The sequence below is a fragment of the Amycolatopsis australiensis genome (assembly GCF_900119165.1).
Lineage (GTDB): Bacteria > Actinomycetota > Actinomycetes > Mycobacteriales > Pseudonocardiaceae > Amycolatopsis > Amycolatopsis australiensis.
Genome location: NZ_FPJG01000006.1, coordinates 1,805,746 through 1,830,086 on the forward strand (window position 1 = coordinate 1,805,746; position 24,341 = coordinate 1,830,086).

Annotated in this window: 19 protein-coding genes; 8 read left to right on the plus strand and 11 right to left on the minus strand. The window is 71.6% G+C overall.

What is annotated here, in order from left to right:
• Positions 1-59 precede the first annotated feature (59 nt).
• The 4 genes from BT341_RS09950 to BT341_RS09965 form a co-directional block, all read right to left on the minus strand.
• Positions 60-905, minus strand: a complete 846-nt coding sequence (locus BT341_RS09950; RefSeq protein ID WP_072476003.1) for a DUF72 domain-containing protein — start codon at positions 903-905, stop codon at positions 60-62.
• Between the two features lie 946 nt (positions 906-1,851).
• The gene (locus BT341_RS09955; RefSeq protein WP_072476004.1) at positions 1,852-2,613 is read right to left on the minus strand and encodes a DUF4253 domain-containing protein; all 762 of its coding nucleotides are present in this window, start codon (positions 2,611-2,613) and stop codon (positions 1,852-1,854) included.
• Positions 2,614-2,794: 181 nt separating this feature from the next.
• Entirely contained in the window at positions 2,795-3,529 is a 735-nt protein-coding gene (locus BT341_RS09960; protein ID WP_072476005.1) for a hypothetical protein, read from the minus strand.
• 94 nt (positions 3,530-3,623) lie between these two features.
• On the minus strand, positions 3,624-5,270 hold the full coding sequence (locus BT341_RS09965) for a DNA repair helicase XPB (protein ID WP_072476006.1): 1,647 nt from the start codon (positions 5,268-5,270) through the stop codon (positions 3,624-3,626).
• Between the two features lie 72 nt (positions 5,271-5,342).
• Between BT341_RS09965 and BT341_RS09970 the strand changes: the two genes are divergently transcribed.
• Positions 5,343-5,978 carry an LppU/SCO3897 family protein gene (locus tag BT341_RS09970; RefSeq protein WP_072476007.1) on the plus strand — a complete coding sequence of 212 codons (636 nt, stop codon included), beginning with the start codon at positions 5,343-5,345 and terminating at the stop codon, positions 5,976-5,978.
• On the opposite strand, the gene BT341_RS45850 is transcribed toward BT341_RS09970, so the two are convergent.
• From BT341_RS45850 to BT341_RS09980, 3 genes are read right to left on the minus strand one after another with little or no spacing between them, the layout of a single operon-like run.
• The gene (locus BT341_RS45850; protein ID WP_218177724.1) at positions 5,866-6,762 is read right to left on the minus strand and encodes an FAD-dependent monooxygenase; all 897 of its coding nucleotides are present in this window, start codon (positions 6,760-6,762) and stop codon (positions 5,866-5,868) included. The two genes, BT341_RS09970 and BT341_RS45850, sit on opposite strands and share 113 nt — an antisense overlap.
• Complete coding sequence (locus BT341_RS45855) at positions 6,654-7,202, minus strand: FAD-dependent monooxygenase (protein WP_218177725.1); 549 nt, start codon at positions 7,200-7,202, stop codon at positions 6,654-6,656. Before BT341_RS45855 ends, BT341_RS45850 begins: the two co-directional genes overlap by 109 nt.
• A gap of 56 nt (positions 7,203-7,258) precedes the next feature.
• A complete protein-coding gene (locus BT341_RS09980) occupies positions 7,259-8,224 on the minus strand; it encodes an ABC transporter substrate-binding protein (protein ID WP_072476008.1) in 966 nt (321 codons plus the stop codon).
• Positions 8,225-8,409: 185 nt separating this feature from the next.
• On the opposite strand from BT341_RS09980, the gene BT341_RS09985 reads away from it, so the two are divergent.
• The 6 genes from BT341_RS09985 (at position 8,410) to mdlC (ending at position 16,935) form a co-directional block, all read left to right on the plus strand.
• Positions 8,410-11,097, plus strand: coding sequence for a sensor histidine kinase (locus BT341_RS09985; RefSeq protein ID WP_072476009.1), 2,688 nt, complete (start codon positions 8,410-8,412; stop codon positions 11,095-11,097).
• 12 nt (positions 11,098-11,109) lie between these two features.
• Positions 11,110-11,787: a copper homeostasis protein CutC gene (locus BT341_RS09990; protein ID WP_072476010.1), complete on the plus strand. Its 678-nt coding sequence runs from the start codon at positions 11,110-11,112 to the stop codon at positions 11,785-11,787.
• Positions 11,784-11,966, plus strand: coding sequence for a hypothetical protein (locus BT341_RS44160; protein ID WP_143168513.1), 183 nt, complete (start codon positions 11,784-11,786; stop codon positions 11,964-11,966). The genes BT341_RS09990 and BT341_RS44160 overlap by 4 nt, the downstream gene beginning before the upstream one ends.
• A gap of 253 nt (positions 11,967-12,219) precedes the next feature.
• The gene (locus BT341_RS10000) at positions 12,220-13,422 is read left to right on the plus strand and encodes an NsdA family TPR-like regulatory protein (RefSeq protein WP_483860507.1); all 1,203 of its coding nucleotides are present in this window, start codon (positions 12,220-12,222) and stop codon (positions 13,420-13,422) included.
• A gap of 168 nt (positions 13,423-13,590) precedes the next feature.
• A complete protein-coding gene (locus BT341_RS10005; protein ID WP_072476012.1) occupies positions 13,591-15,234 on the plus strand; it encodes a S53 family peptidase in 1,644 nt (547 codons plus the stop codon).
• Positions 15,235-15,348: 114 nt separating this feature from the next.
• Positions 15,349-16,935, plus strand: a complete 1,587-nt coding sequence (mdlC, locus tag BT341_RS10010; RefSeq protein WP_072476013.1) for a benzoylformate decarboxylase — start codon at positions 15,349-15,351, stop codon at positions 16,933-16,935.
• A gap of 66 nt (positions 16,936-17,001) precedes the next feature.
• Here the strand turns inward: mdlC and BT341_RS10015 are convergent, their stop codons facing one another.
• From BT341_RS10015 to BT341_RS10030, 4 genes are read right to left on the minus strand one after another with little or no spacing between them, the layout of a single operon-like run.
• Entirely contained in the window at positions 17,002-17,862 is an 861-nt protein-coding gene (locus BT341_RS10015) for an ABC transporter ATP-binding protein (protein ID WP_072476014.1), read from the minus strand.
• Positions 17,863-17,881: 19 nt separating this feature from the next.
• Positions 17,882-18,715, minus strand: coding sequence for an ABC transporter permease (locus BT341_RS10020; protein WP_072476015.1), 834 nt, complete (start codon positions 18,713-18,715; stop codon positions 17,882-17,884).
• Positions 18,712-19,482: an ABC transporter permease gene (locus BT341_RS10025; protein WP_072476016.1), complete on the minus strand. Its 771-nt coding sequence runs from the start codon at positions 19,480-19,482 to the stop codon at positions 18,712-18,714. Before BT341_RS10025 ends, BT341_RS10020 begins: the two co-directional genes overlap by 4 nt.
• Position 19,483: 1 nt before the next feature.
• Positions 19,484-20,491, minus strand: a complete 1,008-nt coding sequence (locus tag BT341_RS10030) for an ABC transporter substrate-binding protein (RefSeq protein ID WP_072476017.1) — start codon at positions 20,489-20,491, stop codon at positions 19,484-19,486.
• A 727-nt stretch (positions 20,492-21,218) separates the two neighbouring features.
• On the opposite strand from BT341_RS10030, the gene BT341_RS10035 reads away from it, so the two are divergent.
• Positions 21,219-24,341 (plus strand): sensor histidine kinase, encoded by a 3,123-nt coding sequence (locus tag BT341_RS10035; RefSeq protein ID WP_072476018.1) that lies wholly within the window; start codon positions 21,219-21,221, stop codon positions 24,339-24,341.

Consider the following 24,341-nt stretch of genomic DNA (forward strand, 5'->3'; position numbering starts at 1 on the left):
CAGCACGCAAGCCGGTCCGGCCCGCGTGGTCACTCAAGCCGATCGCGCTCACTGTCCGCTCACTGTCTCGCCGGCGGAGTCACGCCGAGCAGGTCGGCGAGCGTCTCGGCGTTGCGCGGGGCTTCGACCTTGACGTCGTTGTCGAAGTAGACGTGCACGTTCCGCCGGCCGCCGTCGTGCCAGGCGCGGATCTTGTCGGCCCACATCCGCAGCGCGCGGTCCGAGTAACCGCTGACGTAGAGCTCTTCGTCGCCGTGGAGGCGGATGTAGGCGAAGTCGGCGGTCTGGTCCTCCAGGAAGGGGAACTTCCCGGCGGTGTCGGCGACGACCAGGGCGATGCCGTGTTCGCGGAGCAGGTCCATCGCCGCGGGCTGCGCGAAGCTGGGGTGCCGGACTTCGAGCGCGTGCTGCAGCGGCTTGCGCGGTCCGGGGTCCAGGTGGGGGGTGCCCTTGAGCTTGTCGTCGTGCTTGGTGGCGAGCTGGGCGGCATCGGTGGTGGTGCGGGGCAGGAGGGCGAAGAAGTCGGCGAGCCGATCGGGATCGAACGCCAGCCGCGGCGGCAGCTGCCAGAGGAAGGGGCCGAGCTTGGCGCCGAGCGCGAGGACGCCGGAGGCGTAGAAGTTGGCGAGCGCGGTCTCGACGTCACGCAGCTGCTTCATGTGCGTGATGAAGCGGCCGCCTTTGACGGCGAAGAGGAAGTCGGCAGGGGTTTCGTCGAACCAGGCGCGGTACCGCTCGGGGCGCTGCAGGGAGTAGAAGGAGCCGTTGATTTCGACGGCGTTCATCCGCCGCGAGAGGTATTCGAGTTCCCGCCGCTGCGCGAGCCCGGGCGGATAGAACACCCCGCGCCACGGCGGATAGCGCCACCCAGAAGTCCCGATCCGGATTTCGGCGATCGTCCTCACCGCCTTCCCGCGAAAGGTGATGCCCGCCGGCGGCGGCCTCCAAACGCGACGCCGCCACGGCGATCCGGACGAGTGGACCAAAGGACGGGACAGCCGACCCAATCTGGCGGACGCTCGTCTGACGGGTCCTTTGGAGCGTTTGCTCATGGCACCTCCGAGGCGGGTCCGAGGACGGGCGATGACCGGCGGGCTGGGTTGGGGCCCGCGCGGTGTTGTGGGCTGGGGTGCTGGAGAGGATGCGCCGCGCGGGGCGGGCGGGTGCGGGTTGGCCGCCGGTCTGGCGGCTTTGGCCGCGCAGGGATCGGCGGTGCGGGGTGGTCGCCGCCTTGGCGGCGGTGGCCGCGCGGGATCCGCGGTGCGCGGGTTGGGGGGGTGCGGGTTGGCCGCCGGCCTGGCGGTGGGTCGGCGCGGGATCGGCGGCGCGGGTTCCGTTGGCGTGGTTCTGCCGCGAAGGTGGTGCGGGTCTGGCGGCGGTGGGCGCGCGGGGTTCGCGGTGCGGGTTGGGGGGTGCGGGTTGGCCGCCGGCCTGGCGGTGGGTCGGCGCGGGATCGGCGGCGCGGGTTCCGTTGGCGTGGTTCTGCCGCGAAGGTGGTGCGGGTCTGGCGGCGGTGGGCGCGCGGGGTTCGCGGTGTGGGGTGGTCGGGTGCGGTCTGGCAGCGGTGGCCGCGCGGGGTTCGCCGTGCGAGGTGGTCGGGTGCGGGTTTGGCCGCTGGCCTGGCGGCGGTGGCCGTGCAGGGCCCGCCGTGCGGGTGGGCGGATGCGGGTTGGCCACCGACCTCGCGGCGGTGGCCGCGCAGGATCCGCCGTGCGGGGTGGCTGGGTGCGGGTTGGCCACCGCCCTCGCGGCGAATGCCGCGCAGGAGCCGCGGCGCGGATCGGCTCGCTGCGATCCGCCATTCCCCGCCGACCTCCCCCCAACCGCCCCCCCGGCCCCGCCCACACAACCTCACGCCCAGGAAAACCGCCAAAGCCGCGACTGAACCAACCCCGACGCGTACTCCCGCAGATTCCCGGGCTGCCCAGCAAAAGTCGGCAGGCTGAACGCGCGATGCTCCGCTGCCACCGTCAACGCCCGCGCCTGATTGCGCGGCGGGGCCGCCACCGACAGCTCCAGCGTGTCGAACCCCAGCACCACCAGCGTTGCGCCGAAGCGGTCCTCCCAGCTGCGCAGCACCGCCGACAGCTCCGCCACCTGGTCCGTGCACTTGATCATCCCCGTCCAGCCGAGCAGGGCCGGGATGTCCGCCGGCCGCTCGGTCTGGACCAGTCCCAGCCGGTGCGGGGCGCGCGTTGCCAGGATCGAGCCCGTGTTGCCCGCCTCCGCCAGCGGGTCCGACCTGCGGGGGCTGCGCTTCGCCAGCCCCGGGAACCGGGCGCCGAACGGGCGCAGGCAGGCGCCGTCGCAGCACGAGCCGTCCCACCAGCGGGCCAATGCTCCCGCCGCGTCGGCCGTTGCCACGCGGTGGCCTGCCGGGGCCAGCCTGCCGCGGTCGTCGATCCAGTCCTCGCCGTTCGCCGCGAAGCGCTGGTCGTGCGGGATCAGCACCGGCCACAGTCCCGACCGCTCGAACTCGGCCACGCAGCCGAGGTAACGCTCGGGCCGGGTCAGCGGCAGGTCGGACACCCACAGCCGGCCGTGCCACGACCCCGGTGGCAGGGTCTGGACCGGCGGCGCGGGCGTACCGGGGCGGAGCGGTGCGATCGTCATGGACGTCCCCTCGAACTTGTGTTCGGCTGGTGCATGTCGAACAGTAGTTCGAGGGTCCGACAATTTCCAGCGATTCGCCCGCTCATCCGTTCGAGTGAATCAACAAATTCGCAGGTCAGCGCACCGGAGAAAACTCCTGGGACGCAAGTTGCTCCTGTGACGATTCGCTAGGCCGAAGGAGTCAACGCGGCAACAGCCGTCCTCGGACGAACAGGCCGACGCACGTCACGGCGGCCAGGAAGCACACCAGGGCGCCGAGGGTGGCGAACACGGCCAGCCCGTCGAACGGCGCGTCGTCGCCTCGGGTGGCGAGGAAGGCCACGGCGCCCGCGGTCACCGCCAGGCACAGGCCGGCGAGCGCGAGCAGCAGGCCGCCTCGCTCGCGCTGCCACTCGTCCCCGGTCCGGCGCTCGGCGGCCGGGCACCGGGCGAGCACGACCCGGCCGAGCCCGGCGTGGTCTCGGGTCAGGCCGTCGAACCGCACCCGGCCGCCACCCTCGAACCGCAGCTCGGCGCGGTAGCCCGAGCCCAGCTGCCGCGACAGGCCGGTTTCGATGCCGCGCGTGACGATGGTGATCCGGGTGACCTTGTCCCACGACCACCCGGAGATCTCGCGCCGGCTCGCGTGCACGAGCCCGTGCTCGCGCACCTCGAAGTATTCGGTCGAGCCGCCGCGGACCAGCGCCACGACCTGCCGGGCGCCGATGACCAGGCCGACCAGCGTGATCCCGAGGACCACGCCGACGAGCCTGGCGTGGGCGCGGGAACCGTCGGAGCCGCCGGACAGTGCCCACCAGCCGAGCGCGCCGGTCAGGGCCGCGATCGTCAGCGACCAGGCCGCGTTGGGGACGCGCCGGGCGTTGTCGACGCGGTGGGTGGTGAGCACGGGTCCGAGATCGGCGAACGCATCGGTCATGCGGCGAGCAAATCACCGCCGACGCCGTGGGACAGCGGCAAAAACGCCGCCGTGACGGCGACATCAGAGCTCGCGCGCTCTTCGCGGGAACCGGCTAGAGCGGCCGGAGCAGGTCGTCCGCGTCGACGATGTGGTACGCGTACCCCTGCTCGGCCAGGAACCGCTGCCGGTGCGCCGCGTACTCCGTGTCGACCGTGTCCCGCGACACGATCGAGTAGAAGTGCGCCTGCCGTCCGTCGCCCTTGGGACGCAGGAGCCGCCCGAGGCGCTGGGCCTCCTCCTGCCGCGAGCCGAACGTGCCCGAGATCTGGATCGCCACCGACGCCTCGGGCAGGTCGATCGAGAAGTTCGCCACCTTGGACACCACGAGCGTCCGGATTTCGCCGCGGCGGAAGCGGTCGAACAGCTCCTCGCGCTCCTTGTTGCGCGTCGCGCCCTGGATCACCGGCGCGTCCAGTTCGTCGCCCAGCATCTCCAGCTGGTCGAGGTACGCGCCGATCACCAGCGTCGGCTCGCCCGCGTGACGCTCCACAATGGACTTGATCACGGGGGTCTTCGTCTGCGCCGTCGCCGCCAGCTTGTACCGCTCGTCCGCCTCGGCCGTCGCGTACTCGAGCCGTTCCGCGTCGGTCAGCGTCACGCGGACCTCGGTGCACTGCGCCGGCGCGATCCAGCCCTGCGCCTCGATGTCGCGCCACGGCACGTCGTAGCGCTTCGGCCCGATCAGGGAGAAGACGTCGCCCTCCCGTCCGTCCTCGCGCACCAGCGTGGCGGTGAGCCCCAGCCGCCGCCGCGACTGCAGGTCCGCCGTCATCCGGAACACCGGCGCGGGCAGCAGGTGCACCTCGTCGTAGACGACCAGGCCCCAGTCGCGCGAGTCGAACAGCTCCAGGTGCTTGTACTCGCCCTTGGTCTTGCGCGTGATCACCTGGTAGGTCGCGATGGTGACCGGCCGGATCTCCTTCTTCTCCCCGGAGTACTCGCCGATCTCCTCCTCGGTCAGCGACGTCCGCGCCACCAGCTCGCGCTTCCACTGCCGCCCGGCGACCGTGTTCGTCACCAGGATCAGTGTCGTCGCCGCCGCCTTGGCCATCGCCGCCGCGCCGACCATCGTCTTGCCCGCGCCGCACGGCAGCACGACGACGCCGGAGCCACCCGCCCAGAACGCCTCCGCGGCCTGCCGCTGGTAGTCGCGCAGCTGCCAGTCCGTCTCATCCAGCGCGATCGGGTGCGCCTCGCCGTCGACGTAGCCGGCGAGGTCTTCGGCGGGCCAGCCGACCTTCAGCAGCGCCTGCTTGAGCCGTCCGCGTTCCGACGGGTGCACGACGACGGTGTCCTCGTCGATCCGCGCGCCGAGCATCGGGCTGATCTTCTTGTTCCGGACGACCTCGGCCAGCACCGCGCGGTCGGTGGTCGACATCACCAGCCCGTGCGCCGGGTGGTTGGCGATCTGCAGCCGCCCGAACCGGCCCATCACGTCGACGACGTCGATCAGCAGCGGCTGCGGCACCGGGAAGCGCGAGTACGTCGTCAGCGCGTCGACGACCTGCTCGGCGTCGTGGCCCGCGGCGCGCGCGTTCCACAAGGCCAGCGGCGTGATCCGGTAGGTGTGCACGTGCTCCGGCGCCCGTTCGAGCTCGGCGAACGGCGCGATGGCGATCCGCGCGTCGTCGGCCTGGGGGTGGTCGACCTCCAGGAGCACGGTCTTGTCGGACTGGACGATCAGCGGGCCATCGGTCACAACTACTGTTATACGTGGCTCGCTCCGGTCCGCCGGTGGGACGGGGTGCCGAGGGGACCACTGGAGGGCACGTTGAGCACACCACCGACCGACGACAACCCGTTCCGGACCCCGGACTACGCGACGGCCCCCGCGCCGATGCCGCCCCCGGCGATGGCCCCGGCACCGGGCTACCGGCCGATCCCGCACTGGTTCACGACGAAGGTCCGGATCACCCTCGCCGCCTGCGTCGTGCTGGCGCTGGGCCTCGGCGCGCTCGGCGCGCTGGGCATCGCCCGGCTCGGCCGCAGCGGCACGCCGTCCTCCGGCGACTGCCTGTACCTGACGCGCGAATCCGGCGGCAAGCTCGCCTACCACCGGGTCTCCTGCGGTTCGGGCAACGCGACCTACAAGGTCGACGACAGCCACCGCGGGACGTCCCGGTGCGCTTCCGGCGACTACGTGCGGTTCCAGATCTCCGGCAGCGGCTCCGGCGCGCAGACGCTCTGCCTGGCCCTCAACGTCAGCACCGGCGACTGCTTGCGTGACGTCGACGACCAGGCCACGGTGGCCAAGGTCGCCTGCACCGACCCGGCGGCGAAGGAACGCGCGGAGGTCATCGCCGGCTACCGCGGCGAAGACTCCTGCGCGGACGCCGACCACGTGCTGAGCTACCCCGGACCGCCGCGGCGGACGGTGTGCCTCGCGCCGCCGGGCGAGAACATCTAGCCGAACCACCGCGCCAGGTCCGCGGGGCCGGCGGCGTACCCGTCCGGCCGGACCAGCAGCAGCCGGCCGCGGTACTCCGCGTCCGCGGTGGCCGCGCGCACGACGTCGACCTGCCCGGTGAAGCCGCCGGGCAGCGGGTGGTCGCGAGGTCGAGCAGCAGCCCGCGGCCGCCGTGCAGCAGCGTCGAAAGCCGGGTGGGGCCGTCCGCCGTCGTCAGGTCGAGGTCCGGGACGCGCCGCGCGCCCGGGTACTCCAACGCGAGCCCGGACAGCAGGCCGCTGAAGTAGCGGTTGCCGTCCGCGGTCCGCATCAGGTCGATGACGATCTCGCGCAGCGCCTCGACGTTCTCGCCGCGGCCCGGCGCCGTGAACACGCGCTGGGCCGCCGTGTGCCGCAGGACCCGCTCGGCGGCCGGGTGGCGCTCGTCGTGGTAGCTGTCGAGCAGGCCGCCGGGCGCGGTGCCGCGGACCGTCGCCGCGAGCTTCCAGCCGAGGTTCATCGCGTCCTGGACGCCCAGATTGCGCCCTTGGCCGCCGAGCGGAGGGTGGATGTGCGCGGCGTCACCGGCGAACAGGACCCGCCCGTGCCGGTAGCGCTCCAGCTGCCGCGTCGCGTCGTTGAACCGCGAAGCGCCGTACACCTCTCCCAAACGCGTTTCGGGGCCGTACAGGGCTGTCAGCGCTTCGGACACTTCGCTGTCCGACACCGGTGCGTCGCGGCCCGGCTGCGTCGTCGTGGAGCCGAACACGAAGCGGTGGGCGCCGTCGCCGAGTGGCGTGAGCATCGACCAGTCGCCGTTCGCCTGCCGAGCCAGCGCGCCCGGAGCCCGTCGACCGTGACGCCGTCCGCGCCGGCTTCGGCCGCACGCACCTCGTGGCCGCGCCGCAGCACCGCGCCGTGCTTGACCGCGTGATCCGCGAGCAGCGCCTCGACGTCGTCCTGCGTGCGGTTGCGGACGCGGGGGTGCCGGGTCCGCCAGACGCTGGGGTCCAGGGCGACCGGCAGGCCGGCGAAGTGCCCGCTCGGGCCGTCCAGCTCCACGTCCGCGGGTTTCAGGCCGCGCAGGTCGAGCAGCTCCGCGGTGCGCGGCTGGAGGCCGACGGGCCGGGGCAGGCCCGGGCCGTCCCGGCGGTTGAGCACCGTCACTTCGACCCCGGCCACGGCGAGTTCGCCGGCGAGCAGCAGCCCGGTGGGCCCGGCTCCGGCGATCAGGACGTCGGTCATCGCACTCCTGAAGTAGACTGAGTGCGAAACTAGACCAAGTGCAAATTTGCGGCCGGCTAATTACCGGCCCGGTCGGGGAGCAGCGCCTGGACGTCGAGACGCGTCCCGAGTAGCCCGGAGTTGTGCATGAGGTCGGCGACGCGCTGCAGGCGGATGCCGTTGAGCGACGCGGGGTACGAGCCGAGCGAGATCAGCGCGGCCGTCGTCGTGTCGATGTCCGAGAACTTCGGCAGCGCGTCGCGGACGACCGCCGGATCGGTGGCGCTCTGCTGCGCCGCGCCGAGCGCCGTGCGGAACGCGGCGAGCGTGCGCGGGTTGGCCTGGGCGAACAGCTTGGCCGACGCGTACGCCGACAGCGGGAAGTCGAGCGTCGCGCCGCGGGCGCCGTCGGCGAGGATGTGGGCGCCGAGGTCCTTTTCAGCGCGGGTGATGTACGGCTCGACCATCAGCGCCGCGTCCGCGTCGCCCGCCTGCAGCGCCTCCGGCATGCGGTCGAAGGCGACCTGCTTGAACTTGATCTTCGTGACGTCGACGCCCGCGGTGCCGAGCACCGAGCGCGCGGCCAGCGCGCCGACGTCGTCGAGCATGTTCACCGCGATCTCGGGCGACTTCTTCGCCGTCGGCACGGTGTAGTCGGAACCGGGCAGGGTGACCAGCGCCATCGTGTCGGGGCCGGACGTGTACGCCTCGCCCTGCAGCTGCAGGGCCGTCCCGCCGGCCGCGGCGCGGAAGATCGCGATGTCGGAACCGAAGGTGACGTCGAGGTCACCCGCGGCCACCTTGGCCAGCCCGTCGCCGGTGCCGAGCTCGACGAGCTGCACGTTCAGCCCGGCGGCGCCGAACTTCCCGGCGGCGACGGCGATCCGCAGCGGGGCCGTGTCGATGGCGTTGCCGACGCCGACACGGAGGGTGGTCCGTTCCAGCGGCGGTGGCGGGCTCGGTGAACCGGACGCGAACACGCTGCAGCCCGCGGTCGCCAGCAGCGCCGCTACCAGCGGAATCGTCAGTCCGCGTCTGATCATGAACCTTCACCTACCGCGAGAATCTGGTTCTCGTGCTGGATCGTATGGTCCGGGACCCATACGATCGCGGGCAGGGCCGGATCGTGCCAGCGCGGCTTTCGGATCTCCATCGGGCGGGCTACCGTTCAGTAGGTTCGAGTTTGTCAGATCCGCGGGTTCCCGCCCGCGGTGGAAAAGGAAACCAGGTGACCCGTCGCGACAAGCGTCCCCGCAAGGGCGGCGACGCGGCGGATCCACGTGCGGCCGGTGGCCGGTGGCGCCTGCGGAACTGGCGTCTCGGCACGAAGCTCTTCGCCGTCCTCCTCATCCCCGCGCTCGCCGTGATCGCGCTCGTCGGCCTGCGGATCAGCTCGGATCTGCGCGAGGCGCAGCAGCTCGCCGAGTTCGCCACCCGCGGCCGCGTCGACAGCACGGTCGCCGAAGCGATCCACGAGCTGCAGCGCGAGCGTGACCTCACAGTCCGCTTCGTCGCCCAGAACCGCCAAGGCGACACCGCCGACCTGACCACCCAGCGCAAACGCGTCGACCAGGCCATCGGGACGTTCGAACGGACGCTCGCCGACAGCAAGCCCCGGCTCGACACCAAGGCCGCGGAAAGCCTGCAGCAGACCGACGACCGGCTGCGCGTGCTCGGTGGCCTCCGGTTCTCCGCCGAGCATTCGGCGTTCCCCGCCGACGCCGTCCTGCGCTCCTACAGCGAGCTGATCTCCGGCCTGCTCGACATCAGCGACTCGGCCGCCGCCGACGTCTCGGACCCGGAGCTGGCGCGGATGCGCCTGGCGGGCAACGCGCTGGCCAGGGTCAAGGACCAGATGTCGGTCAAGCGCGCGGTGCTGGCCGAGGCGCTCGCCGCGGGCGGCCTCGACCGCGACCGCACGCGCGCGCTGCTCGGTGCCGAAGCCGAGCTGGCCGCCGCGCGCAACGACTACCGCACGTTCGCCACCCCCGAGCAGCAGCGGATGTTCGACGACACGGTGATCGGGCTGGTCGTCGACATCGGCAACAACATGGTCGAGTCCGCGCTCACCCGCACCGAGAACGGCCAGAACCTGTCGGGCCTCGACCCGAACCAGTGGGACGTCTCGGCGACGCACACGGTGAACCTCGCCCACCAGGTGCAGCAGGCCCTGCTGGTCCAGTTGCAGGAACGCACGGACGCGCTGGCGGCACAGGCCCGCACGGCCGCCATCTGGGACGGCGGGGTCGTGCTCGGCGTCCTGCTCGTCGCCGGCGTGCTCTCGGTCGTGATCGCGCGGTCCCTGTTGCGCCCCTTGCGGATCCTGCGCCGGACCGCGCTCGAGGTGGCCGAGCACCGGCTGCCCGCGGCCGTGCAGAACCTGCTCACCGATCCCGAGCCCGCGCCGGAGAACCTGCGCAACCGGCTCGCCGTCGCGCCCGTGCCGGTGTTCACGCGCGAGGAAGTCGGCCAGGTGGCGCGCGCGTTCGACGCGGTGCACGGCGAAGCGGTCCGGCTGGCCGGCGAGCAGGCGATGCTGCGCGAGAACGTCAACGCGATGTTCGTCAACCTTTCCCAGCGCAGCCAGGACCTCGTCGAGCGGCAGCTGTCGGTGCTCGACCGGATGGAAGCCGACGAGCAGGACCCGGACACCCTCGCCGGGCTGTTCGAACTCGACCACCTCGCGACGCGGATGCGGCGCAACAGCGAAAACCTGCTCGTGCTGTCGGGCCACGACTCGGCGCGGGAGGACGCGGGCGCGGTCTCGGCCGACGAGATCATCGGTGCCGCGCTCTCCGAGGTCGAGCACTACCAGCGGGTCGAGCTGGGGCCGGCGCCGCAGGTCGCGGTGCGCGGGGAAGCCGTCAACGACCTCGTGCACGTCATCTCGGAGCTGCTGGAGAACGCGACGCGCTACTCCGGCGACGAGCCGGTCACCGTGGCGAGCGCCGAAACCCACGACGGCGACTGGCAGATCGAGATCATCGACCGCGGCGCCGGCATGCCGCAGGCCGAGATCGACCGGACCAACGCCCGGCTCGCGCACCCGCCGGACGTCGACGTCGAGGTCTCGCGGCGGATGGGCCTGTTCGTCGTCGCGACGCTGGCCACGCGCCACCGCATCGACGTCAGCCTGAGCGCGGGCCGCGACGGCGGCCTGGTGGCCACCGTGCTCGTGCCGGCCGCGCTGATCGTCGAACTGCCGCCGATGCCCGCGCCGCCGCCCGCCGAGCCGCCCGCGGCGCCCGAGCCGGAGCTGCTGGCGCCGCTGGCCCCGCTCACGCCGCCGGAACCCGAGCCGGAACCGGAGGAGCTGACCCCGCCGTCGATCGAGGCGGGCCCGCCGCGCCGGGCGCCGGTGGTGGCGCGCGAGCAGGCCCCGGCGTGGCCGTCCGCCGACGACGAGTCCCACCACCTCGACCTCGACGCGCCGACCGAGCAGATGCCCGCCTACCGCGACGTCCTGTCGCGCTGGTTCGACGCGGCCGCCGCGCCCGAACCGCCGCGCAAGCCCGTGGCCCCGCAGCCGGTCGCCGAAGAGCGGCTCCCGCCCGCACCCCAGCCGCGGCACGCGCTGGCCGCGTCCCCGCCGCCTTCCCGGGAAGCGGCCGTCGCGGCCGAGCCGAACCCGGACGACGAGGACACCGATCCGCAGTTCCCGCCCGTCTCGCCGCCGCCCGCGATCGAGCCCGACTACCAGTGGCCGACCCCCGCCCAGCTGGAGCAGGAAGACGGCGCCGAGGACACCTGGCCCTTCCTGCAACCACTGGATTCGGCGACCGGCCCCGCCGCGGTGCCGGAGCAGCGGCCGATACTCTCTCTTTCCCCGGAAGCGGTGCGCGAGCGGATGACGAGCCTTCAAGGCGGCTTCCGGCGAGGGCGGCACGCGAGGGGAGACGACACCCGGAACCAGTGAACGGATTGAGGCATGAGCTCGAAGACGCCCCTGCTGGAAGTGATCGCGCTGGACGCGGCGGACGCCGAAGGCGCGCAGGCGGGCGGGGCCGACCGCCTCGAACTGGTGACGGACATGGCGCAGGACGGCCTGACGCCGTCGGTGCGGACCCTGCGTGACGTGCTTTCGGCGACCGACCTCCCGGTGCGGGTCATGCTGCGCGACAACGGTTCCTTCGCCGTCGGCGACCTCGAAGGGCTGCGTGCGGACACCGCCCGGCTGATCGACGCGGGCGCGCGCGAGTTCGTCTTCGGCTTCCTCGACATCGACAGCGAGATCGACCTGGACGCGTGCGAAGCGCTGATCAAGGAGATCGACGGCCTGCCGTGGACGTTCCACCGCGCCATCGACCGCACCCGGGATCCGCTGCGCGCCTACGACCAGCTGGCCGCGCTCGGGTGTGACACCGTGCTCGCGGCCGGACACCCGGACGGCGTAGCGAGTGGGCTCTCGGTGCTGCAGCGGCTCGCGCGGCGCGAGCAGGGGCCGGAGCTGCTCGTCGGCGGTGGCCTGCGTGCGCAGCAGGTGCACCTCTTGCGCGCGGGCGGGGTGCGGGGGTTCCATGTCGGCGGGGCGGTCCGGCCCGGTGGCTGGCAGACGCCGGTGTCCGCGGAATCGGTGCGCACCTGGGTTGATCTCGTGAAATCTTGATCGAATTCCGGAATCCCGCGTTCCCGTGGCGCACGGAAACGGTTTTCGTCGACGGTCCGGCGATTCGCTCGATCATGCTTCCGCGTACCGGATTTGCATTCGCCGCGTGCAGCGCCGGCAAGCGGGTCGAGCGTGCGGATGCACGCGCAATTCCGGGCTTTGACCTGGTTGGTGGCTGATTTCTGGCGGATCGGCTGACTACCGTGGAGTCGCATTTCGCGATCTGGAGGACCTTCGAAGAATCGAGCTGCGGAGCGGGAGGCGGCGCCGTGGGCGCGCGTATTCAGTTCGAGAACTCGTCGCGTGGGCAACGGGAAACCAGGATGCCGACGACCCGGTGGATTTCTGTCGCGTGGGAGCGGCTGATTCCCCGCGGATATCGGCCCGGCCCGTCCGCAACGAGCCGGAAGGCCGAATCGTGACCGGCGCGATATCGCGGCAACGCGGGACCGGGACGTCGGACGAGTTCGCCGGGCTGGGGCTCGGCGGCTCACTCGCCCTCACCGGCCTGCTGGCCGCCGTCAAGATCGCGGAAACCGCCACAGGCGTGGTGCTGACCGCCGCCGGAGTGCTGCCCGGCGCCACCTCCGCGAAGGAGCGGGCCCCGGCCTGGCCCGGCGGGGAATGAGCGGGGCTGCCCGGCCGGCAGCTCCCGATGGACGGAGGGCTGCCATGACCGGCAGTGAAGAGCCGGGCGGCCGGCGTGGCACCCGCGTGGGCATCGCCGACGTCCGGCGGCTCGAAGACGTCGTCGCCGCGTACCGGGCCCTCGACTACCGCTACGGCGGCGGGGCCTGCCGGGTGGCCGTCGAGGCGCGGCTGCCGGGTGCGGTGGCGTTGCTGTCGGACGTGACCAAGACCGTCGTGCTGGCCCGGCTGTGCACCGCCGTCGCCGACCTGTACAACCTGGCCGGCTGGACCAACTTCGACCAGGACCGCCCGGCCGCCGCGCTGGTCGCGTTCGGGCGGGCGCTGGAGCTGGCCGTCGAAGCCGGGAACGACGACCTGCAGGCCAACATCCGCTACCGCGTCGGACGGCTGCACCTGCACTACGGCGCCGTCGACGCGGCGCTGGCGGAGTTCGCGCGGGGCCGGGAGGCGGCGCTGCTGGCGCACTCCAAGCTCGCGCAGGCGATCCTGTCGGCCAACCAGGCGTGGGCGCACGCCAAGAAAGCCGACGTCACCGAAGCCCTCGCCGCCCTGCGCCGGGCCCGCGAGGAGTTCGCGGAAGCCGAAGGGTGCGAGCCGTCGCCGTGGGCCGCCTTCTTCGGGCGCACCGACATGGCGGCGATGATCGGGACGGTGCACGCCGAGCTGGCCCAGGTGGTCGACGTCCGGCACGGCCGCGACGGCATCCCCGCGCTCGCCGAAGCGGTCGCGGGGTATCCCGAGCGCATGACGCGCAGCCGGTCGCTGACGCTGATCTGGCTGGCCACCGTGCACGCGCTGGACGGCGACCTCGACGTCGCCACCGCGGTCGGCGCGGAGGCGATCGAGCTGGCGGGGGCGCTGCGGTCCCCGCGGACGCGGCAACGGCTGCACTCGCTGTCGGCGGCCGCGCGGCGGTTCCCGGGCAACCCGGCCGCGCGGGAGATCGCCGACCGCATCGACGATCTCGAGCAGCGCGGGCGATAATCGAATGACCATTGGCTGGTAAACGTTTCGGAAAATGAAAATGGGATCCGCGGAAGCCCAGACAAAAGTAGGTTCCTCGGCGTGATCATGGGTTCTTATGCTGCTCGGCAACCTGCGATCAATAGTGCAACGCAGGCCCGGTCCCCACCGCCGAGAGGAAATTCCCCCATGCGCTTGCGCAAGCTCGTCGCGGCCGCCGTGCCGCTGCCGGCGTTGCTCGGCCTCGCCGTGGCCGTCCCCGCCGCCGCGGCGACGGAACCCCTGGTCACGCTGGCCGACAACGCCGCTCCGCTGATCGACAGCGCCCGCACCGGCGACGTCGCGGCGGACCGGCCGATCGCCGCGGCGCTGTCGCTGAAACTGCACAACCAGCAGGCGCTGGAAAAATTCCTCGCCGACGTGCAGAACCCGGCGTCGCCGCAATACCACCACTTTTTGACCCCGGCGCAGTTCAATGCCGAGTTCGGACCTACTCAGGCCGAGGTCGGCAAGGTCGTCTCATTCCTCGAGAAATCCGGCGCCACCGGGATCGAGGTTTCGGGCAACCGCCAGGCCATCACCTTCACCGGCTCGGCGGCCCGGCTGGAGTCGGCGTTCCACACCCGGATCGGGACCTACCACGACCGCGTGTCGGGCCGGGACTTCTTCGCCAACGACGCCGCGCCGGCCGTGCCCGCGGACGTCTCGGGTGTCGTGGCCAGCGTCGTCGGCCTCGACAACCACGCCGTGCGGACGCATTCGGCGAGCGTGCGGCCGAACGTCGTCAAGTCCGTGACCCCGCCGGTGCTCAAGACCGCTCACGGCACCAGCGGCCTGTCGGCGACCGGCAGCGGCGTCAAGGTCGGCTTCGTCGAGTTCGACGGCTACCAGAAATCCGACATCGGCAAGTACGACAGCACCTACGGCCTTTCCGCGGGCCCGGTGACGACCGTCCCGGTCAGCGGCGCGAACTACGACTCGTCCCCGGGCGACGGCCAGGTCGAGGTCGAGCTGGACATCGAGGTCGTGCACGCGCTGGCCGCCGCGGCGAGCGACTACGTCTACGAGGCACCGAACTCGAGCGCCGGTGAGCTGGCGATGTACCAGAAGATCGCGTCGGACCACACGGTGAACGTCGTCTCGATCTCCTGGGGCGCTTGCGAATCCGCAGAGGGCGCGAGCGCGGCGAAGAGCGTCAGCAACGCGATCGCGACGGGCACCGCGGAGGGCATCTCGTACTTCGCGGCCGCGGGCGACGACGGCACGACCGACTGCTACCGCCAGACGGGTTCGACGGCGAAGTCCGTGGACTTCCCGGCGTCGAGCCCGAACGTGACGGGTGTCGGCGGGACGAAGCTGAGCGTGACGTCGTCCAACGGCTACAGCAGCGAAACGACCTGGAACGACGGCAACAGCGGCGGTTCGACGGGCGGCGGGATCTCGACGGTGTTCGCGGCACCTTCGTGGCAGTCGGCCCAGAGCACGACGTACCGCAAGGTCCCGGACGTCGCGGCGGACGCGTCCCCGACGTCGGGCTACTACATCTACAGCGCGGGAACGTGGGAGACGGTGGGCGGCACGTCGGGCGCGGCCCCGCTGTGGGCGGCGTTCGCGACGCTGCAGAACCAGATCCACGGCGGCGGCCTCGGAAACCTGAACCCGAAGTTCTACGCGATCGGCAACGGGTCTTCGTACGGAACGGGCTTCCACGACGTGACGACGGGCACCAACAGCCTCAACGGGACGACCGGCTTCAGCGCCGGGACCGGGTACGACCAGGTCACGGGCTGGGGTTCGTTCAAGGGCAGCGGGCTGTCGGGCCTGATCGGCTGAGCGCGGGAAGCCGGGGCTGTCGCGAGGTTCGCGGCGGTCCCGGCTTCCGGGCTTCGGCTCAGTGCGGCCGCTTGGGGGGCTTTCCTTCGCAAAACTAAGCATTAGTCTGGGGGCATGATCAAGCGCACGGTGCTGGACGCCACCCGCGAACTCCTCCGCGAACTCGGTCTCACCACGGTGTTCGGCAACCCCGGCACCACCGAGGTCCCCTTCCTCACCGACTGGCCCGACGACTTCTACTACATCCTCGGCCTGCACGAGTCCGCCGTCGTGGCGATGGCCGATGCCTACTCGCAGGCCTCGCGGCAGGCCGTCCTCGTCAACCTGCACTCCGCCGGCGGCGTCGGGCACGGGCTCGGCAACCTCTTCAACGCCTACCGCAACCGGACGCCCTTGATCATCGTCGCCGGGCAGCAGAACCGGGCCCTGCTGCCGCACGATCCGTTCCTCGGCGCCATGGAAGCTCCCGAGTTCCCGAAGCCGTACGTCAAGTGGTCGATCGAGCCCGCCTGCGCCGAGGATGTGCCGGCCGCGCTGGCCCGCGCCTACCACGTTGCGACGCAGGCGCCGTCCGGGCCGGTTTTCGTCTCCGTGCCCGCCGATGACTGGACCGTCGCCACCGAACGGCCCGTCATCTCCCGGCCGCGCATCCGGGGCTTCGCGCCCGATCCCGAAGCCATCGACGAACTGGCCGCCGCGCTGGCGGCCGCCGAACGGCCGGCGCTCGTCGTCGGCGGTGCCGTCGACCACGACGGCGCCGTCGTGGAAACCGTCGCGCTCGCCGAACGGCTCAACGCCGGTGTCTGGGTCGCGCCGATGTCGTACCGCTGCTCGTTCCCCGAGAACCACCCGCTGTTCCAAGGCTTTCTCGACCCGGAGCGCGGCGCCGTCTCCGACCGGCTCGCGCGGCACGACCTCGTCGTGGTCCTCGGCGCGCCCGCGTTCACCTACCACGTCGACCGCGGGCGCGGGGAAGCTCCGCTGCCGCCGTTGTTCATCGTCAGCGACGACGAGCAGATCCTCGCGCGGGCGTTCGAAGGCACGGGCATCCGGGCGACGCCGAAGCTGGGCATCCGCGCGATCCTCAACGCGGTCGAGCGCAGCACCCGGCCCGCGCCCGCACCCCGCGAGCGTCCGGCCAAGCCGGCGGGGGACAGGCTCACCGGCGAGTACGTGTACGCGACGCTGGCGGACCTGTTGCCGGACAACGCCTTGGTCGTCGAAGAGGCGCCGAGCCACCGCGGCGTGCTGCACGACCACCTGCCGATCACGGCGACCGACACCGGCTTCCTGACCATGGCCAGCGGGACGCTCGGCTACGGCGTCCCGGGCGCGGTCGGCGCGGCGCTCGCCCGCCCGGACCGCACGGTGGTCGGCGTGGTCGGCGACGGCTCGAGCATGTACGGCATCCAGGCCCTCTGGACGGCGGCGCGCCAGGACCTCCCGGTGACGATCGTGATCCTGGACAACTCGGAGTACGCGGCGGTCCGCATCCTCGGCGACGCGATCGGCGGCGAGAAGCTGCCGGGCACCGCACTGGGCGGCATCGACTTCGCGGCACTGGCCGCGAGCATGGGCTGCGAAGGCGTGCAGGTCACCGAACCCTCAGGGCTGGCACCGGCCCTGACGACGGCGCTGGCCGACAAGCGCCCGACGCTGGTCCACGTCCGGGTGGTCGCGGCGGGGGAGAAGATCTACTGACCAAAGCGCCCCAAGGCGGCCTTCGGTGCGTCAGACGCACCGAAGGCCACATTGGGGCGCTTGGGGTCAGCTGCTGGTCTTGCTTTCCGTCACGTCCGAAGCCTGCTCGGCCAGCTCCCACTCCGCGGCGTCGGACGCGGCCGTGGCCGCTTCCTCCGGCGTCCCGCCGTGCAGCAGGCGGGCCACTTCGCCGCGCAGCGTCACGAACTCCGCCGACTCGCGCGTGGTGATCTGGTCCCGTTCCGCGGGCAGCGCGACGGGCAGGTCCGCCACGATCGACGCCGGCGACTTCGACAGCACCAGCACCCGGTCGGACAGGTAGACGCTTTCGTCGATGTCGTGGGTGACGACCAGGATCGTGCTGCCCTGCTCGCGCTGCACGCGCCGGGTCAGGTCCTCGAGCTCGAAGCGCGTCTGGGCGTCGACGGACGCGAACGGCTCGTCCATCAGCAGCAGCGCCGGGCGGCTGGCCAGCGCGCGGGCGATCGACACGCGCTGCTGCATGCCGCCGGACAGCTGCCACGGGAACTTCCCGCCGACACCGGACAGCCCGACCTGCTCCAGCGCTTCGGTCGCCCGCGTCCGCCGCTCCGCCTTGGAAACCGGCCGCCACCGCAGCGGGAACTCGACGTTCTTCTGCACCGACAGCCACGGGAACAGCGAACGGCTGTAGTCCTGGAACACGACGGCGAGGTCGTCCGGCACGCCAGAGACGCGGTCGCCGTGCAGGCTCACCGTGCCTTCGGTCGGCGGGGTCAGCCCGGCGATGCAGCGCAGCAGCGTCGACTTACCGCAGCCCGACGGGCCCACGATGCTGGCGAGCTGCCCGGCTTCGACGGTGAACGTCAGCTCCCGCACCGCGGTGTGCGCCTTCTCGCCGGAGCCGTAGGTGTGACTGAGGCCGGACACTTCGAGCATGGTTGACATGGGAGAGGCCTTTCCAGCGTCAGTCGCGGCCGAGACGGGTCGGCTGCCAGGCCAGCACCCGCCGTTCCGCGGCCAGGAAGATCGTGTTGAAGGCGTAGCCGAGGATGCCGAGCAGCACCAGCCACGACCACATGGTCGGGAAGTCGAAGTCCTGCTGGGCGTTCATCAGCGACCTGCCGATGCCGTGGTAGGCGCCGACCAGCTCGGAGACGACCATGAGCAGCAGGGAGATGGACAGGCTCACCCGCAGCCCGGCGAAGATCTTGGGCGCCGCCGCGGGCAGCACCACCATGCCGACCCAGTAGCCCTTCGGCGTGCGGAACGACCGTGCGGTCTCCACCTTGACCTGGTCGACCGAGCGGACGCCGTCGACCGTGTTGAGCAGCACCGGCCACACCGCGCCGAAGATGATCGACCCGATCTGCATGCCGGAGCTCAGCCCGAACAGCACCGCGAACACCGGGATGAGCGTCGGCGGCGGGATCGAGCGGAAGAACGCGAAGAGCGGGCCGAGGTAGTCCATCGCCGTCGCCGACCGGCCGAGCAGCACACCGAGGACGATGCCGGCGACCGCGGCCAGCGCCCAGCCGCCGAGCGTCCGGCCGAGGCTCGGGAACACGTTGTCGAACACCGCGTCGGTGAGGAACAGGTGCGACGCGGGCCCGGTGAACCACAGCTTCGCCGCGGCGGCCGCGATCTCCGTCGGCGGCGGGAAGAACTTGCTGCCGCCGGCCCGGGCGGCGAACTCCCACCCCACGACGAGGATCGCGAAGAGCAGCCAGTTGCGGACGACGGTCGCGGCCCCGCGCGCGGCACGCCGGCCCACCCGGCCGGACAGAGTCGCCGTGCTCACGCGATCGCCTCCCGATCCACCGTGCTCCACCGGAACAGCCGCTTGCCGAGCTGCTCGAGCCCTTCGTTGATCAGGTACCCCAGTACCCCGGCCACGACGGTGCCGGCCAGCACCAGGTCGAACCGGATGGAACCGGTGCTCGCGACGAGGATGAAGCTGCCGAGGCCGACCTCCGAGCCGGCCAGGAACTCGACGCTGACGACGGCGATCAGGGCGATGGTCGCCGACAGCCGGACGCCGGTGAAGACGAACGGCGCGGTCTGCGGCAGCGCGACCGACGACAGGATGCGGAACTTGCTGGTCCCGCACGCGCGGGCGGTCTCCATCAGCACGGGGTCGATCTCGCCCATGCCGTAGATGGTGTTGAACATGATCGGCCACAGCGACGCGTACACCGCGAGGGTGATCTTCGCTTCGGGGCCGGAGCCGATCACCAGCAGCACCAGCGGGATCAGCGCGGTGACCGGGATCGGGCGGAGGAACTCGACGATCGCGGCGGTGGCCGTGCGCAGCACCGGGACGCTGCCCAGCAGCAGCCCGGCGGGGACGCCGATGGCGATCGCGATGGCGATGGCGATCAGCCACGCCAGCATGGTGGCGATGATGTCGCGGACGAAGGCGGGGTCACCCAGCAGGTGCCCGACGGTGACCAGGACGACGCTCGGGGGCGGGGTGAACGTCTTACTGACCAGGCCGGCCTGCACGACGACCTCCCAGAGCAGGAGGAAGCCGACCAGGCCGGCGAGGCCGCGGAGCAGTTTCGACACGTCAGCTGGTCGCCTGCGGGGCGATCATCGGCGCGGCGTCGACCTTGCTGGTGATGACGCCCATCTGCAGCAGCAGGTCGGGCACCCGCTGGAGGCGCCGGGCGTCGAGGGTGGAGCCGTACCCGGGCAGGGTGAGCAGCTTGGCCGTGTCTTCGTCGATCTTCGCGTACTTGACCAGCAGCGGCTCGACCTTGGAGCGGTCGTTGATCGCGTCGAGGGTGGCCTTCTTCATCGCGCGCTGGAACGCCGCGAGGGTCTTCGGGTTGGCCTGGACCCACTTCGTCGCCGCGCCGTAGCCGGTCAGCGGGAAGTCCTGGGTGGCGCCGGTGTTGATGTCGATGACCGGGATCGCCCCCGCGATCTTCGCCGCCTGGGACAGCTGCGGCTCCGGCATGTAGGCCGCGTCCACCTGGCCCTGCTGCAGCGCCGCGGCCATGTTCGGCAGCGGCATCGTGACCCAGTTGACCTTGCTGAAGTCGACGCCGTGGTCCTTCATGACCGACTTGGTGAGGATGTCGGAGGCGGTGTTCACGGCCGTGATCGCGATGCGCCGGCCCGCCAGGTCGTTGACCGTCTTCACCGGCGAGGTCGGGACGGTGACGATCGCGTTGCTCTTCGCGTTCACCGACGTGCCGTCGGCGACCAGCTGCACGTCCGCGGCGCCCTTGCTCTTGGCGACGAAGAACGGCGTGTAGGTCGAGAGCGCGATGTCCACTTCCCCGGAGATCGCCTTCGTCATCGACGCCTGCCCGCTGTTGGCGATGACCTGCTCGACCTCGAGGCCCTCGGCCTTGAAGTAACCGCCGTCCTGGGCCAGCCAGAACGGGGCCAGGTCGGTGGTGGGCATGATCGAGACCTTGATCTTCGACTTCTCCAGGCCGCCCCCGTTCGACGAGGCGTTCGAGTCGTCCGAGCCGAGCGCACTGCAGCCGGTGAGGGCCGTGGCGGCTGCGACGGTGAGGGCGAGCCCGAGCGCGGCGCGGCGAGTGCGAACCCGGCCACTGCTCATGGCGTTTCCAAGCAAGGCCTGCTCCTTGAAGAAAGTGACGGTTCGTGAACCGAATCCGGTGGGAGTGCGTGACTCATTCTCGGAAGAGCCACGCGGGTCACTGTAGAGAACGTGACAGCTCGCTCACAACGGGTGGAATCACTACCCAAGAGGGTGGCGCACGTCACTCTTTCGGCCTCTGGTCTAGACCCACTGCTCCACTCGCCGTAACCGTTCACCCAGCGTAGGACCCAGTTCCGGAATTCACGATCACGAGCTGTCTGTCGACTGAGCGAACGCTGTGCAACATCGCGGTGGAAGAGTCGGGAGGGTTACATCTTCCCCGGCCGTTCGCTACCCTCTGCACCTGCGGGGAGGTATCAACCTCCGATGTAGTGAGAGAGAGTGCCTGGATGGCCGATCAAGACGATCCACTTCGGTGTACCAGGGCACGCTGTGCTTTTCCTGAGAGATTCTCCCCCGCGAAGACCACTGCCTGGCCGTGCTCGGCCGCCGCGCCGGTGGGTTAGGCCGAACAAACAGACCATGCAAGACCAGCGCAGGGACCCGACCGTGATGCTCGAGCTGAACCGATTCCGTCCGGCCGGACGGGGTTCAGGAACCCCCAACGCCGACACTGAAGACGATCTTTTCACCCGTACGGGTAGCGTCTCGCGCTGGGCTCCTCACGACCGGCCGGTGCGCCGGAGCGCCGGGAGCGTGCAGACGAGTGGCTGAGGAGAACGCGATGCGCCCTGGCGGGCGCAGGACCGACCAGGGCTTTACGGGCACGAACGATGATGGTGGTGCGGCGGTGCCGAACGAAGACACCGCGGGGGTAGGAGGGACCCCTGCGCAGCTGTCCGGGGATTCTCCGGGCCGGAAGGCCGGGCTGTTCTCCGGCATGCGCGACTGGCGGCTGCGCTCCAAGCTGGCCGCGGTCCTGATCATCCCGACGCTGACCGCGCTGGCGCTGGGGGCGCTGCGCGTGGTCGACGACGCCCGCGAGGCGGCCGAGTTCCAGCGGACGGCCGACCAGGTCGCGTTCGCCGTCAAGGTCACCACGGTCGTCCACGAGCTGCAGAACGAGCGCTCGCTGGCCGTCGCGCGGATCGCGTCGAACAACCCGCTGCTGCAGACCGGGCTGGACGCGCAGATCGCCAAGGTCGACCGGGAGGTCGCCGACCTGCGCAACGCGGCGGGCACCCTGAACTACGACGACCAGGCGACGAAGGACCGCTACACCCGCGGTATCCAGCGCCTGGACGCCCTCCGCCCGCTGCGCGCGGCGTTCAACGCGCAGAACGGCCTGCCCGACATCACGGTGATGACGGCCTACTCGGGCATCCTCGACTCGCTCATCGAGCTCGGCCGCGAGGTCACCACCGCGGTCACCGACCGGGACGTGCTGCGCCTCGGCACGAGCACGCAGGCGATCAGCGAGGCCAAGGAGTTCACCACCCGCTCCGACGCCCAGCTCCAGATCGCCGCGTTCCGCGGCAACTTCCCCGGCGACCTCCTCGACCAGACGCACGCGTCGGCGTCCAGCGCGGACGCCTCCATCGCCGCGTTCCTCGCGAACGCCGACGACGACCAGCGCCAGCTCTACAACGACACCTACTCCGGCCCGGATGTCGACGACCGCCGGCGGATCCAGACCGCGGCGTTCGCGCTGGCCCAGCAGAACGAGGCGCCGAGCATCGACACCACGGCGCTCGGCAAGGACAGCACCGTCTCCGCCGACAAGCTGCACGCGGTCGAGTCGAACCTGCTGGCCCAGCTCAAGACCCGCGCCGACGACCTCGCCACGGCGGCGGTCAACTCGGCCTGGGTCGGCGGTGCGGTCGTGCTCGCCGCGCTGGCCGCCGCGATCGCGCTGATGCTCATCGTCGCCCGCCTGATGCTGCGCCCGCTGCGGGTGCTGCGGCGCAGCGCGCTGGACGTCGCCTACACCCGGCTGCCCGAGACCGTGCAGGCGATCCTCGACGACCCGGACCCGGTCGGCGCCTCGAAGAAGGCCGTCCAGCCGGTGCCGGTCACCTCCCGCGACGAGATCGGCGAGGTCGCGCGGTCGTTCGACATCGTCCACGAACAGGCCGTCAAGATGGCCGCCGAGCAGGCCCTCCTGCGCGAGAACGTCAACGGCATCTTCGTGAACCTCTCCCGGCGCTCGCAGCGGCTGGTGGAACGCCAGCTCGGCGTCATCGACCGGCTCGAGGCCGACGAGCAGGACCCGGACCACTTGGCCAGCCTGTTCGAGCTCGACCACCTGGCCACGCGGCTGCGGCGCAACGGTGAGTCGCTGCTGGTGCTCTCCGGCGCCGGCCTGGCGAAGTCGGTGCCCAAGCCGGTGCCCGCGGCCGACGTCATCGGCGCCGCGGTGTCGGAAATCGAGCAGTACGCCCGGATCGAGGTCGGCGTCGTGCCCGACGTCGCGGTCCAGGGCCTGGCGATCCACGACCTCGTGCACGTCCTCGCCGAGCTGCTCGACAACGCGACCTACTTCTCCGAGCCGGAGACGAAGGTCATCGTGCGGGCCGTGGTGACCCGCCGGAAGGCGCTCGCCATCCAGGTCACCGACCACGGTGTCGGCATGAGCGAGGAACGGCTGGCCGAGGTCAACGCGCGCCTGGCCGACCCGCCGGACCTGGACGTGTCGGTGACCCGCCGGATGGGCCTGTACGTGGTCTCGCGGCTGGCCAAGCGCCACGGCATCGAGGTCCGGCTGCGCGAGAACGAGGACATCGAGGGTGGCGTGATCGCCCGCGTCGTCGTCCCGGCCGAGCTGCTGACCCCGCTGCGCCCCGGCATGCAGCGGCAGACCCCGCCGCCGGCGAACCGGTCCGAGACGTCGATGTCCCTGCCGAGCATCCCGATCCCGGCCGCGCGCACGGGCTTCGACCAGACGCAGGCGCACACCCCGGTGCCGCCGTCGGCCCCGCCGCCCCCGCCGGCCCCGAAGCCGGCCGAACCGGTGGCCAACCAGGGCGGGCTGGTCCCGCTCGACCAGCCGATCAGCCTGGACGACCTGGTCAGCGGCGGCCGCGCGGCGGGCCCGTTCCTGTCGCCCGATCTGCCGAAGTCCGAGACGCCGGCCTGGCCGACCGCCGAGGACCTGGCCCCGCTGACGCCGTCGGCGAACGGCGAGGGCGCCAGCTCGCACGCCGGCGACACGCAGTTCGCGCCGCTGGTGCTGCCCAAGCGCGAGCCCAAGTTCGTGCCGCCGGAGGAGCCTGCCGCGGCACCACCGCCCGCGGAGGAAGCCGGTTCGTCGGCCCTCGAGGACGATGTACCCACCCGGCGGCTGCCCATCTACCAGTCGGTGCTGTCACGCTGGTTCAGTGAGGGCGACGACTCGGCTGCCGACCCGGTGCCGCCGCAGAGCGAGGGCGAGGACCCGAACCTGCCGCCGCTCACCGGCTCTGACGACACCGCGTCCGCCGACACCGCGTCCGCCGACGCCCCGGCCGACGAGCTGCGGCCGACCGCGGCGACCCGGCACCCGCTCCTGCCCGCGGACGACGGCTGGCACAGCGCCTCCGACGACGGGTGGCAGGCGGCGCAGTCGCTGCTGGAGTCCAAGAACGAGGAGATCACCCCGGCCGGGCTGCCCAAGCGCATCCCGAACGCCTACCTGGTGCCGGGGTCGATCAGCAGCCAGTCACCCGCGGACGCGCCGGCGCAGAGCAGCTTCGCGGATGCCGGAGCGGGCATGCCCGGAACGGGTGCGATCACCCGCTCGGCGTCCGCGGCGCGGAGCCGGATGGCAAGCTTCCAGCGGGGCTACACCTCGGGACGCCACGCGCTGAAGGAGCGTCCGGGCGCCGAGGTTCCGGTGAGTGGCAACACCACAGACAGCAGTGAGGAGTGA

Bases quoted from the DNA above. Each gene is read 5' to 3' on its own strand.
- BT341_RS09955 (WP_072476004.1), bottom strand. From the start codon at position 2,613: ATGACGATCGCACCGCTCCGCCCCGGTACGCCCGCGCCGCCGGTCCAG.
- BT341_RS09960 (WP_072476005.1), bottom strand. From the start codon at position 3,529: ATGACCGATGCGTTCGCCGATCTCGGACCCGTGCTCACCACCCACCGC.
- BT341_RS45850 (WP_218177724.1), bottom strand. From the start codon at position 6,762: ATGCTCACGCCACTCGGCGACGGCGCCCACCGCTTCGTGTTCGGCTCC.
- BT341_RS45855 (WP_218177725.1), bottom strand. From the start codon at position 7,202: ATGACCGACGTCCTGATCGCCGGAGCCGGGCCCACCGGGCTGCTGCTC.
- BT341_RS09980 (WP_072476008.1), bottom strand. From the start codon at position 8,224: ATGATCAGACGCGGACTGACGATTCCGCTGGTAGCGGCGCTGCTGGCG.
- BT341_RS09990 (WP_072476010.1), top strand. From the start codon at position 11,110: ATGAGCTCGAAGACGCCCCTGCTGGAAGTGATCGCGCTGGACGCGGCG.
- BT341_RS10005 (WP_072476012.1), top strand. From the start codon at position 13,591: ATGCGCTTGCGCAAGCTCGTCGCGGCCGCCGTGCCGCTGCCGGCGTTG.
- mdlC (WP_072476013.1), top strand. From the start codon at position 15,349: ATGATCAAGCGCACGGTGCTGGACGCCACCCGCGAACTCCTCCGCGAA.
- BT341_RS10015 (WP_072476014.1), bottom strand. From the start codon at position 17,862: ATGTCAACCATGCTCGAAGTGTCCGGCCTCAGTCACACCTACGGCTCC.
- BT341_RS10030 (WP_072476017.1), bottom strand. From the start codon at position 20,491: ATGAGCAGTGGCCGGGTTCGCACTCGCCGCGCCGCGCTCGGGCTCGCC.
- BT341_RS10035 (WP_072476018.1), top strand. From the start codon at position 21,219: ATGCGCCCTGGCGGGCGCAGGACCGACCAGGGCTTTACGGGCACGAAC.